We start from the raw sequence: 12,485 nt of genomic DNA, 5'->3' as shown, positions 1-12,485 counted from the left end.
AATCCATTCGTGTGGTTTAAGTATTATAAAATAAACATTCTAATAATATAATCTAAAAGCCAAAGTCACACTATACAATCGTGCAGTAGCGAGGGAAGCACAACTTTTTTTTGCACAAAAGTTCAATTGAAGAACTGCCGTTGAACTTTGCAGTTTCACCCTACTATTGCAAAACCCTTGTTACAGGCAGTGTTTTCCTATTTTGTCAGTTTAAAAACGTAATTATTGCTTCTCCGTTTTTTGTTGCGACTGCAAAAACATTTTGTAAAGTTGAAAAGCCGTCAGCAACATAGTCAAACGCATCATCTCCTTCGTCCCAAATTGTTGGATAAACCTCTAATTCACTCATTTTTTCAGGATTGAATTTTTGTTTTAGGTCAGCAATTGTAATGGTTGAAATTTCATTATTTAATTCAGCAACTTGTTCCGGTGTTAAATAGTGAGCTGGACCATAACCTAACTCTTGTTCTTCGTCAATAAGTTGTCCACTAAATAAAACTCTTACTAGATTATTATCCGCAGTTGCAAAACTTTGTCCAGTTAATAAAAATATAATTCCATCCCACGATTTATCAATGTCAACTAAATTTTCGTTTTCAGTTTCATCGTCATAAATTTTGTTTTCCAATAATGAACTGTCTTTTAAATAATCTTCAAGTTCAGATTTTGTAACTCGAAGTAAATTTCCTACCATACTCATAATTCAAAATTTTTTTGTTATTTAATTTGTTCGTGGACTTTTGTTTTAAGGTTGCTGCTAACGTGCAAATTTACGCATTGCGCCAATATATAATAGTACAATTGTGCTAATGTTGTTATGGTTTTTATTTTGAAGATTTAGATTTTTTACTATTCAATGCTTTCTGTTGTATCCATTGTACAGCAGTATCAAGAGGAGCTGTTTCATTGCTGGAAGAAGTATTGTGCCCCAGTTTAGGAAAAGAAGTATATTCGAAAGGTTTTCCTTGTGCTTTAAGGGTGTTCAATTGTTCTATACACAACTTTACCGGAATCTGTATGTCTTTTTCACCAAAAAGCCAAAGCCCGGGAATTGAAAGGGTATTCAGATAGGTTTTTGGGTCAGTTGCTGCAAATTGGTACCTGTCCGGATCATTTTTAGTATGTTCAATGGCATCTGCTTCTGTATGATTTTCCCAAAAACTATTGTTTCCATTGGTATAAAACTGAAATCGAAGCTGTTCCAGCGTGGTAATGGTAGGACCGCTAAATAAAACCATAAATTTAATTTGCGGATTTTTGCTTGCAGCCATTGGGATGATCCATCCCGCCTGGCTAAATCCGACTAATCCAATGGGTGTTTTTTTATCTTTCAAATAGGTCTGAAATGTTTCTGCAGCTGCATTAGCATCCTGAGCCAATAAGGTAAGATTGGCAGTGTCAATATTATTGGTACCTACAGAAGGTCCTACATAGACACCACCAGATTCTCCAACTCCGCGTTTGTCGTAGGTGAATACAGCAATGCCTTCTTTGGCAAGACGTTTTGCGAATTCCATTTCTCTTTTTACCGGATCAGATCCGTGAACAATGACCACTGCTGCATATGGTTTTTTAGGTTGTAAAATGGAGCCTGCGAGAGTGATACCCTGACTTTCAAACTTTACATCCTGAATGGTAAAGTCGGCCGATTGTGAAAATGCCATTTCTGGTAAAGCTATTAGTAATAGCCAAATGTATACGTTAGAAAAAAAGTTGATTTTCATGAGTTATAGTTATCTGTCAAATATAACAAAAAAACCGCCCTATAAAATAGAACGGCTAATATATTAAATGGTCTTATTGATAGAAAAAGCAGTAAGCAAAAAGTTTTTTGTTTTTAGAATTAAAATTTTTCATCTGCACCTTTTTTCGTTGAATTGTATTCAACTAATGTTTCAAATGCTTTTTCTAATCTTTCAACTAAAGCCTGGTCTGTACCAAAGTTAAAAGGTGATCTATACTTATTATAGTTAGGCCCACTTATAGAAATATAGTTGTAATAATTTCCTTCGCCTGCCCTGTCATAATCACAGTGAGCAAAAAGTTGATTATTTCCCGAAACAAAAAAATCAGAGTATTCATTCTTCATTCCAGTAACCTTATTCAAGTCATAGCTATATTCACAAAATTTACTAGCTCCGGCATATTGGCTTCTATAAACAAAAACCCCGTCTTTATAAGAAACAAAAGTTCGGTCATTATAGGTGGCTAAATTTTCTTTCAATTTTCCTGCAATCCAATCCATGGTTTCCTGTTTGGTGGGTTTTGCGGTTTTGTTTTCAGTGGATGGTTTGGTAGATTTTGCAGTTGTTTTCTTTTGGGCATTTACACCCATGCTTGCAACTGTTACAAGTAGTACAATTGCCAGCTTTAATTGTTTGGTCATAGTTTTAAGTTTTATTGAATGCTTACTACTGTTGTGGGGTGTCTGTTCAGCTTATTTCCCCTGTGTTCATTTTGATTATTTTTTATAGGATTTCGTTTTTACTAAACGACTTCAATAATTCATATGGCTTGCAAATTTATAAATTGTTTTAATTTGCCAATATAACATTCATTATTTTATTTCAGAATGGCCAACCAAAATACACAAAGAAAAACCGCCCTACAAAAAGTAGAGCGATTAATATATTAAATAGTCTCAGCGACACGCTATTACATCATTCCTTGTATTCTACCTCTTATTGGCATAGCAGGTTCAGCGCTATTCAATTCAGTGATTACGCACTCAGTTGTAAGAAGCATTCCAGAAACAGAAGCTGCATTTTAAGGGCAACTTGTTACTTTCTCATTTTTATTTACTCATCTCTTTTTCAATTTCTTTGATAAGTTCAGTGGCTTCGGGTTTTGTATTTTGGTCATAAACCCTTATGTTATTCTTCCCTAGTTTGACAAGAAATTCGATGGTCTTTTTAAATTTTGGGTCCGAATATAATTTTTCTTCGGGTTGATCTGCATTTTCTATCATTTTATCAAAACACTTAAACAGAAAATCATTATAATATTTATCAACTTCGCTAATTGCCGGTACAAATATTTGGTAATAATTCAGGATTTTCTGTTTTAATTTTTCGTTTTCAATGTAACCTATTTTACCACTTGACTTAAAACCTTCATAATTAGCAATATTCATTTTCGGTCCATGTGAATAAATTGGGAAATCAACTTTATTTTTAGACTTATAAATACTGTCAAGTTGGGGAGTGGTTAATGCTAAAATTTTTTCATATTTTATGTTTGATTCCTGGTAAGCTTTCTTTTCAATGTCGATATTTTTTATGTCATTTTCCAGGTCATTCTTTAAATTACCAAGAAATACGGATGCTTCTTGTTGTTGATGTCTATGTTCACTCCAACTGTGTAACCATATTGAAAGTGTTACAGCAAATACAATAATGAAAATTTCAGTCAATACTTCTTTTACTTTTTCTTTCAATGAATGCTCTTTATTGTTCATAGCAGATTGTATTTTCTTTGAGTGTTTTATGATTTCGTCTTGCATGTTTTTGTTTTGTCGTTTTAAGTTTTGCTATTGGTTTCAGTTTATTTTAGTACGGTATTTAATTCAACCAGTTCGAAGTCGTCATTATTTTGCAGCAGGTGTTTTAAGATAGGAATATGCCCCTGTCCAAATATGAGGATGACGTATTTGTCATTGGGATTGATTTGAGTAATGATATTAGAGTAAATTGCTAAATTCCTCAAATACCAATCAGAAACTGATTCCGCACCAATATAATTCTCTCCGGCACCAATTTTTGCATAATATTTTAAGTACAGTGATAAATTTTTCTGCAAAAGTTCTTTTGTATTGATATATTTCAGGATTCCGGTGATTGAATTTTGTTTTGTTACACGATCTATCTCACCCATAAAATTATTCGCAGTGGTCCCTAATTCATTTAATATATATAACTGATTTTTTTCTTTAGCCGTGACAGAAACCAAACTGTCATGTTTCATTCCGTAAAAAATATCTACGCAATTGATGTGTTTTAAATTTAATTTTTTAGCTAATCTAAAACCGATTTGCTCCCGTTCAGAAACGGTTAATGTATACTTGTTTTGAGAATAGGCATTATACAGACTATCAATTTGCTTTTGTTGATTCAGTGGTTTTTCTATCATCACTTTATCAGCATTTGTCCGTTTTAAAATTTCGGTCAGTTCTTCCAGTTCCTTCTGTCTTTTCGGAGCTAGAAAATCGTCAGTCTTTAATTCATACGTATCTAAATGAGGGGTTTCGAAGTGAATGGTTCCGATTAATAAGATTTTGGTTTTATGTTTGGATTCTTGTCCAAAAGTTGAGGTTACAAATAAAAGCGTAATTAAAAATGTAGAAATTGTTTTAATGAAAGTCATTCTTTAGGTTATTAGTTTATTTTTTGTTAAAGATAAAGCTTCTTGCGAAACGTAAAGATGAATTCACCACAAAATTCGTAATTATGTGAAACGGCTGTTGAACTGAATCTCCGGTAGCTTTTCTTAATTTACTGTTTTATTGACTTCGTTTTATTATTATTCTGAACAAAAAAACCGCCCTGAAAACAGAGCGGTTTATATATTTAAAGCAGCGGTGATGATTACATCATTCCTGGCATTCCAACTCCCATTGGCATAGCAGGTTCAGCGCTCTTAATTTCAGTGATTACGCAATCAGTTGTAAGAAGAAGTATTCCAGAAACAGAAGCTGCATTTTCAAGGGTAACTGTTGTTACTTTCTTAGGGGCAATGATTCCTGCTTCAAGCATGTTTACATACTCGTCAGTTTTAGCATTGTATCCGCTTTAAATGAATTGTTGAACGAAATCATTTATTTTTAAAAGTCAATGTGCTTTTTGAAAATGTAAACCCCATTTCTGTTAACGGTTCTCAAATATTGCTAAGCGCCTGTTAGCGGTTCGTTGTTATTCTCGATCAACTTGTTATTATGCAAGTTGGTATATGATATATAGGAAAATTTAATGAGTTTGCAACAAAACATAACTCATTTGCTTTCTTATGAATTTCATTGGCTTTTTCGGTCATTAAAATATCTGTTATGGTAACTATTGGGTTTAAAGTTGCTTCTGTAAATTTTCCACCGCCGTTTGCAGTTTCAATCATTATTCCTGTTGCATTGTCAATATAGTCTGTTACAATAATGCCTGCCACAGCACATAAATGCAGATACCACAGCATATGACAAGATGAAATAGACGCTAATAACATGTCTTCTGGATTATGTTTTGTTTTGTCACCACGAAATGCAGGGTCAGAAGAACCCAAAATTTCAGTTTTATTTGCAACAAAAATAGAATGGTTTCTTTCGAATTCTTTATAATTTGAAGTCCCAGTTCCTGTGTTGCCCGTCCACTTAACTGTCAAGTTATAATTATGTTGTTTGTTCATAAAGTTGTTTTTTAACTATTTAACTCCATCATTCTTTCATCCATTCTTCCGATACTTTTTTACCTTTTTCATAATCATCCACAACTACAATTAATTGATTGGAATGGTCGCTGTATTGTACTAGAATATTTACGTTAGCTTCTGCCATTCGTCTGCAAAACATTCCTAGCTGCCCTGCAACGTCTTGATGCAGTTTTTGAATAATCACATCGTTTATTTTCACGACTTTAATTTGAACCTTTGCTAATTCTTCTTTGGCCTTCTCTGCTTCTTCCACTAAGAAATGGGCTATTGATATTTCTCCATTTTGAAATACACCACCACCTTCAAGGCTGATTTTATTCTTGCCTAATATTTCACCCATTAAAGCCAACGCGCCAGGTTTGTTTTCTAATAAAATTTCTATGTCTTGCATTTTTTATTTTTTTGGTTGTACAAAGGAAATACAATTATTACTTTTACACTTCATTTAAGACTGAACTATGAATGTGGAAGATAAATTTGTTTCAATTTCCGCTTTGATGTGTGAACCTACCAGAGCAAGAATGCTTTGGAATTTGCTTGATGGTAGAGCATATACAGCAAGTGAGTTGTCTATCGTTGCAGATACTTCGCCCACATCAGCCAGTAATCATTTGTCAAAATTACTTGAGGCAGAAATAGTTAAAGTTGAAATTCAAGGAAGACATAGGTATTACTCACTTTCAAATTCCGAAGTTGCTTATGCAGTTGAAGGATTGGCAAATCTTGCCAACAATAGTGCTACTAAAATTGTAAAGAAAGAATCTGATAAAAATGGTATAAAATATTGTAGAACTTGCTACGACCATTTAGCAGGTTTTGTTGGTGTTAAAATTGTTGAGGCGTTAGAAACGAAAGGCTACTTAATAAAGTCAAAGAATGTCTATTTAGTTTCTGAAAGCGGCTGGGAATGGTTTCATTTTTTTAATATATCAAAAGAAGGTTTTAATAATAATCGTCGCCCTGTAACTCGTCAATGTCTTGATTGGTCTGAACGTCGTCCTCACTTAGCTGGTCAGCTTGGTGCAGAATTTTTAAACAAAATGCTTGAAAGGAAGTGGTTTAAAAAAGTTGAATTTTCAAGAGAATTAGTTGTAACTTCAAAAGGTCGCCAAGAACTTTATGATTTGTTGGGAGTCGTTCTACAATGACCGCTAACGTTTTGGGGCTTTGCGTTCGGGCCGGAAATCGAAGCACAAAAACCGATATTATATTCAATTGAAAACTACTGTTGAGTTTTGCACTTTAGCCCGCTTGATGTGAAACACGTGTTGGCTGTTCAGGCATATTTTAGTATTGTCTTACGGTAAACTATATTTTACATCAAGACCAAAAAAAACCGCCCTGCAAAGCAGAGCGGTTAGTATATTAAATGGTCTTAGCGACACACTATTACATCATTCCCGGCATTCCACCTCCCATTGGCATAGCAGGTTCAGCGCTCTTAATTTCAGTGATTACACACTCAGTTGTAAGAAGCATTCCAGAAACAGAAGCTGCATTTTCAAGGGCAACTCTGGTTACTTTCGTAGGGTCAATGATTCCTGCTTCAAGCATGTTTACATACTCGTCAGTTTTAGCATTGTATCCGAAGTCTCCTGTACCTTCTGCTACTTTAGCAACGATTACAGAACCTTCACCTCCTGCGTTGGCAACGATTTGTCTTAATGGCTCCTCGATTGCTCTTTTCACGATTTTAATCCCTGTAGTTTCGTCAGCATTGATTCCTGTAAGGTTTTCTAAAGCTGAGATTGCTCTTACTAAAGCAACACCACCTCCTGCAACGATACCTTCTTCAACGGCTGCTCTTGTAGCGTGAAGTGCATCATCTACTCTGTCTTTTTTCTCCTTCATTTCAACTTCAGAAGCTGCACCTACGTAAAGTACGGCAACACCACCAGCTAATTTAGCCAATCTCTCCTGTAGTTTTTCTCTGTCGTAGTCAGAAGTAGTAGTTTCCATTTGAGCTTTGATCTGGTTTACTCTACCTTTGATCTTGCTTTCTTCACCACCACCGTTTACGATGGTTGTGTTATCTTTATCGATTGTTACTTTTTCAGCAGTTCCCAACATATCTAAAGAGATGTTTTCCATTGTGAAACCTTGCTCTTCAGAAATAACCTGTCCACCTGTTAAGATGGCGATATCTTCCAACATTGCTTTTCTTCTGTCTCCGAATCCTGGAGCTTTTACAGCAGCAATTTTAAGAGAACCTCTTAATTTGTTTACTACTAAAGTTGCTAAAGCTTCACCTTCAACTTCTTCAGAGATAATTAATAAAGATTTTCCGCTTTGTGCGATAGGCTCAAGAACCGGAAGTAATTCTTTCATAGAAGAGATTTTCTTCTCTACTAAAAGGATGTAAGGGTTTTCTACTTCAGCTACCATTTTTTCAGGGTTAGTCACGAAGTAAGGAGACTGGTATCCTCTGTCGAACTGCATACCTTCTACAACATCAACTGTTGTATCGATACCTTTAGCTTCTTCTACAGTGATTACTCCTTCTTTACCTACTTTTCCGAAAGCTTCAGCGATCAAAGATCCGATAGTTTCGTCGTTGTTAGCAGAAACGGAAGCTACCTGCTTCACCATTTCTTTAGAATCTCCAACTTCTTTAGACTGAGCTTTAAGACTTGCAACAACAGCAGTTACTGCTTTATCGATCCCTCTTTTTAAATCCATTGGGTTTGCACCAGCAGCTACATTCTTAAGACCTTCTCTTACGATAGCCTGTGCCAAAACAGTAGCGGTAGTAGTACCGTCTCCTGCGATATCATTAGTTTTGGAAGCCACTTCTTTTACCATCTGCGCTCCCATATTTTCTACTCTGTCTTCAAGTTCGATTTCTTTTGCTACAGAAACACCGTCCTTAGTTACGTGAGGTGCACCGAAAGATTTCTCGATCACTACGTTTCTACCTTTTGGTCCTAACGTTACTTTTACTGCATTAGCTAATGCATCAACCCCTCTTTTTAAAGCGTCTCTAGATTCAATATCGAATTTTATTTCTTTTGCCATTGTTTGTTGTATTAATGTACGATGTACAATGTACAAAGTACTTGATTTACTTTTTTAATATTTACTTTTATCAGTTATTAATACATTGTACGTTTTACATTGTACAACGTACAGATTTTTATCCGATGATTCCTAATAAATCAGCTTCTTTTACAATTAAGTAATCTTTCCCTTCCAATTTCAATTCAGAACCTGAATATTTTCCATAAAGAACTTTGTCACCTGCTTTAACAGTGGTAGGCTCGTCTTTTTTACCTGGACCTACTGCTACTACAGTACCTTCTTGTGGTTTTTCTTTTGCGGTGTCCGGAATAATAATACCTGAAGCTGTTTTAGTTTCTGCCGCGATAGGCTCGATCAAAACTCTGTCTGCTAGTGGTTTAAAGTTTACTGACATAATATATCTGTTTTTTTAATTATTTCTGGGTTATAATTCTCTAAATGTATGCCAAATGAAGTGGAGGGTGTATTGTGGAACATTAGGGTTGAAAATGGCAGAGTTTTATTTTGGGATGTGAAATTTTGGCAGAAAAATAAAAACATAAAGCCGGAAATTTCCGGCTTTATGTTTAACTCTACTTTTTCATTGAATTATGGTAAAATACATTTCCCGCGATCATGAGCCTGCAGCCAACCAGGTCTCGTTGCTCCTGCTCTAATTATTTAGTCATTTCCAATGTCATTTTTCGTCCGTTGAGATCCATATCCTGTTTTAGAACTTTTCTGGTTTCAGGATCAATATAATAAGTAACGATCGAAGTTTTATCTGCAATATCATCGGTTGTTTTTACAGCCCAGGCTTTTTTTCCAATATAATCCACTTTTTTTACATCTAATACATATGCTTTTATAAGACCTTTCTTAGCATTTGGATTATAATCGAAAATAGAGATTTCTGCCTTGTAATTTTCTTTCAGGGGAATGAAGCGCAACATCACAGGATAGCTGCTGCTGTCAAAATAATCTGCGGCTTCCATTTCGATATTGTCTTTTTTCTGGGATTTTTTGTCAAGAAAATAGCCGGTTACTTTAGTCTTACCGGACTTCAGAACCATATCCCGCATCATATTAAAAGAAGAATGATAAACGGGTTCGAAATTAACTGTTTTCACGATGGTGGAGTCTGTCCACTTAGCATCAGGAGCCTTTTCCAACCTTACACTAGTTCTGATAAGCAGATCGGTTTTGTTTAATTTTTTAAGCTCAGTAGTGATCGTTCCGATTTTTATTTTTTGACCGGCATTTTCAGCATACCAGACTGCATCTGACGTTTCTTCTTTGATTAGCTTAGCATCAATAGTACTGTTATTTGGATTCATCAGCTTCTGCGAAAATACACTAGTGCTGCTTATGAGCAGAAGGATAAGAAATGTTTTCATGATTTTTTAACCAATAAGTGTTTCTCATTTTCAAAAAGTTACAGGTAGAGGATTTGTTTTTATTGCTTAAATGAAATCATGCAGAATGAATCTGATTTTGATTCAGCTTTGAAATGATAGCTCCGGAAACCGCAATACCAATAAAATTGGTTACCGATCTTGCTTCATTCATAAAGCGGTCTACGCTGTACAGCAGGGCGATATCTGTCAACGGGATTTTCCCAAATCTGTTTAACGTAAAAATCAGTGCCAGAAATCCTGAACCGGGAACGCCGGAAGCTGTTTTTGACGTAATAGAAATAATAATGAAAAGCCAGATGTAATCATTAACACTTAAAGAAATACTATAGAACTGGATCAAAAAGCAACAGGCTACAGAAAGATAAATGCAGGCACCGGCCAGATTGAAATTGTATCCTAACGGAATAATAAATCCCAAGATTTTCCGGTTATATCCCTCAGATTCCATTTTTTCAAAAATCATGGGAAATGCTGTTTTAGAAGAAGAGGTTGTAATAACCATAATGATTTCTTCTTTGATATTAAGAAGGAATTTCAAGAGGTTAAACTTAAATAGGTAAGAAACGAATCCTAACACACCAAAAATAAAAACGATATCGGCAAGGTATACGGTAGCAACCACTTTGCTTAACGGTAGAAGAGTATTAATCCCATATATTGAAATTCCATAGGCGATGTTACAGAAAATAATCAACGGAAGGATAATGTATACATATTTAATGATGGTATAAAAAGCACTGAGTGCATAATCCAGAATCTTTAAAAAATGCTCTCTTTTTGTAGACCTGTTCATGGAAACTCCAATAATAATAGAGAGCATAAGAAAAATACCATGCCTGTTGAGATATAAAACCGAACCGATCGAACGGTCATCGATCTCGAAATTTTCAGGAAGTGCTGTATTGAGTTTTGTAATATCAATTCCTGTATTAGCTCCCGGCTGTACTGCAAAACCGAAAATAAATCCCAAAGCAATCCCAACAGAGCTGATGATCAGAAAATAAAGAACAGTCTGCCAAACAACCCTGCTGGCATTTTTTATATCAGATAAATGACAGATTCCATAGGTAATAGCCATAAAAATGACAGGCAATATAAGCATTTCCAGCACTCTGAAAAAATACTGGCTTACTACCCCCAGTTTAATGCTGAGCTCAGGAGCATATTGTCCTGTAAGCACCCCGCCGATAATGGCGACAAATACATATAAAGTAAGGTTCTTTAAGTATTGGCTGGTGAATGTTTTTCTGGTTTGGAAAAGGCTCATTGGAAAACTTTTTTTCTCTGCACAAAAAGATAGTTATATTCTGGTTGATATGGTCATTAAGACCTCCGAAATATAATCATTATAAACGAATTCAAATTATATGATTCCAAGAAGAAGAGCTCCCAGCAGCATTACAATAGAAGAACCGATCGCCCATTTTAGAGTATATTTTAAGTGGTCTGAAAACTCTACTCCTGCCAGTGATACCAATAAATAAGTAGAAGGAACCAGCGGACTCAAAAGATGAGAAGCCTGGCCCACAAGACTGGCCCTTCCCAAAACATCCGGAGGAATACCCAACTGTTGTCCGGTAGCCGCAATAATAGGCAAGATTCCAAAATAATAGGCATCATTGGTAAGGAAGAAAGTAAGAGGGACACTGAATACGGCAGTAATGATATTTAAAGAGCCACCCCAGCTTTTAGGCACGATATCGATCATGCTGTTTCCCATGGCCTGCATAATGCCGGACCCATTTAGGATTCCCGTAAAAATTCCGGCCCCGAAAATCATTCCTGCTACCGATAATGCATTGCCAGCATGTTTGGACATGATTTTTTGCTGGTCTTTCAGTTTTGGATAATTAATGACAGAAGCAATGCAGAAAGCAATCATAAAAGCAATACCCAATGGGACAAGATCAAGGATCATTACCGTTAAAAGAATAAGGGTAAGTCCCAGGTTGATCCAGATCAGTTTCGGACGCAGGAGCTTTGGATCTGCTTCACCGGCAATATCACTGTTGCTGTAATGGGTATATTTTCCGTGTTTTGCAATACGTTTTTTTTCTTTCACTCCCAAAATATAGGCAACAAAAACTACCCATAAAATTCCTAAAACCATAATTGGAATCATCGGAACGAAAATTTCTGTATGTCCCAATTTCAGTGAACTCATAACTCTTGCGGTAGGCCCGCCCCAGGGAAGAATATTCATGATACCGCCTGCCAGCATGATAATACAGGTAAGAACTAAAGGGTTTAATCCCTGTCTTTTATAAAGTGGAAGCATAGCCGCCACTACAATGATATAGGTGGAAGAACCGTCACCATCCAAAGATACCAATGTCGTAAGAATCGCTGTTCCGATAGTTGTTTTAACAGGGTTATCTCCAACTGCTTTTAAAATGGTCTTGACTAAAGGTTCAAATAAGCCTGTGTCGATCATTAAACTGAAATAGAGGATAGCAAAAATCAGCATCACACCGGTGAGGGCTATTTCTTTGACTCCGTTTTTCATCATATCTCCAAGCTCGGGACCAAAGCCTGCAATCAGAGCAATAATTACGGGCACAATAACCAAGGCTGTAAGCGGGGTCATTTTTTTGTTCATAATGAGAACCATAAAAATGATAATCATCAGAAATCCTAGGAATGTAAGCATAAGTG

General features: G+C 35.7%; 13 protein-coding genes and 1 pseudogene. 1 reads left to right on the top strand and 13 read right to left on the bottom strand.

Annotation, left to right across the window (positions count from 1 at the left end; translation table 11 throughout):
* Window positions 1-205: 205 nt before the first annotated feature.
* From IW15_RS20575 to IW15_RS20545, 8 genes and pseudogenes are all read right to left on the bottom strand, one after another.
* Entirely contained in the window at window positions 206-700 is a 495-nt protein-coding gene (locus IW15_RS20575; protein ID WP_034715216.1) for a YfbM family protein, read from the bottom strand.
* Window positions 701-824: 124 nt separating this feature from the next.
* Window positions 825-1,724: an alpha/beta hydrolase family protein gene (locus IW15_RS20570; protein ID WP_034715215.1), complete on the bottom strand. Its 900-nt coding sequence runs from the start codon at window positions 1,722-1,724 to the stop codon at window positions 825-827.
* A 119-nt stretch (window positions 1,725-1,843) separates the two neighbouring features.
* Window positions 1,844-2,386, bottom strand: a complete 543-nt coding sequence (locus IW15_RS20565; protein ID WP_131368607.1) for a hypothetical protein — start codon at window positions 2,384-2,386, stop codon at window positions 1,844-1,846.
* A gap of 408 nt (window positions 2,387-2,794) precedes the next feature.
* The gene (locus IW15_RS20560) at window positions 2,795-3,502 is read right to left on the bottom strand and encodes a DUF6090 family protein (protein ID WP_034715212.1); all 708 of its coding nucleotides are present in this window, start codon (window positions 3,500-3,502) and stop codon (window positions 2,795-2,797) included.
* A gap of 41 nt (window positions 3,503-3,543) precedes the next feature.
* A complete protein-coding gene (locus IW15_RS20555) occupies window positions 3,544-4,362 on the bottom strand; it encodes a DUF5694 domain-containing protein (RefSeq protein ID WP_034715210.1) in 819 nt (272 codons plus the stop codon).
* 221 nt (window positions 4,363-4,583) lie between these two features.
* Window positions 4,584-4,784 (bottom strand): annotated as a pseudogene (gene groEL, locus IW15_RS22535) (chaperonin GroEL); the annotation flags it as partial.
* Window positions 4,785-4,917: 133 nt separating this feature from the next.
* A complete protein-coding gene (locus tag IW15_RS20550) occupies window positions 4,918-5,391 on the bottom strand; it encodes an OsmC family protein (RefSeq protein ID WP_034715208.1) in 474 nt (157 codons plus the stop codon).
* Between the two features lie 28 nt (window positions 5,392-5,419).
* Complete coding sequence (locus IW15_RS20545; RefSeq protein WP_034715206.1) at window positions 5,420-5,806, bottom strand: amino acid-binding ACT domain-containing protein; 387 nt, start codon at window positions 5,804-5,806, stop codon at window positions 5,420-5,422.
* Between the two features lie 67 nt (window positions 5,807-5,873).
* Here IW15_RS20545 and IW15_RS20540 point away from each other — a divergent pair, with 67 nt between their 5' ends.
* A complete protein-coding gene (locus tag IW15_RS20540) occupies window positions 5,874-6,563 on the top strand; it encodes an ArsR/SmtB family transcription factor (protein WP_034715205.1) in 690 nt (229 codons plus the stop codon).
* Between the two features lie 241 nt (window positions 6,564-6,804).
* On the opposite strand, the gene groL is transcribed toward IW15_RS20540, so the two are convergent.
* The 5 genes from groL to IW15_RS20515 all read right to left on the bottom strand — a co-directional run bounded on the left by groL (window position 6,805) and on the right by IW15_RS20515 (window position 12,480).
* Entirely contained in the window at window positions 6,805-8,430 is a 1,626-nt protein-coding gene (gene groL, locus IW15_RS20535; RefSeq protein ID WP_034715204.1) for a chaperonin GroEL, read from the bottom strand.
* A gap of 118 nt (window positions 8,431-8,548) precedes the next feature.
* Complete coding sequence (locus tag IW15_RS20530; RefSeq protein ID WP_034715203.1) at window positions 8,549-8,827, bottom strand: co-chaperone GroES; 279 nt, start codon at window positions 8,825-8,827, stop codon at window positions 8,549-8,551.
* A 262-nt stretch (window positions 8,828-9,089) separates the two neighbouring features.
* Window positions 9,090-9,809, bottom strand: coding sequence for a DUF3108 domain-containing protein (locus IW15_RS20525; protein ID WP_034715200.1), 720 nt, complete (start codon window positions 9,807-9,809; stop codon window positions 9,090-9,092).
* A gap of 76 nt (window positions 9,810-9,885) precedes the next feature.
* Window positions 9,886-11,097 carry a cation:dicarboxylate symporter family transporter gene (locus IW15_RS20520; protein WP_034715198.1) on the bottom strand — a complete coding sequence of 404 codons (1,212 nt, stop codon included), beginning with the start codon at window positions 11,095-11,097 and terminating at the stop codon, window positions 9,886-9,888.
* Window positions 11,098-11,193: 96 nt separating this feature from the next.
* Window positions 11,194-12,480, bottom strand: coding sequence for a CitMHS family transporter (locus tag IW15_RS20515; RefSeq protein ID WP_034715196.1), 1,287 nt, complete (start codon window positions 12,478-12,480; stop codon window positions 11,194-11,196).
* Window positions 12,481-12,485 lie beyond the last annotated feature (5 nt).

Origin of the sequence: Chryseobacterium soli, from assembly GCF_000737705.1 — a bacterium.
Classification (GTDB): domain Bacteria; phylum Bacteroidota; class Bacteroidia; order Flavobacteriales; family Weeksellaceae; genus Chryseobacterium; species Chryseobacterium soli.
The sequence above is the reverse complement of the archived record's forward strand: the minus strand, read 5'-3'. Positions and strand labels throughout refer to the sequence as shown.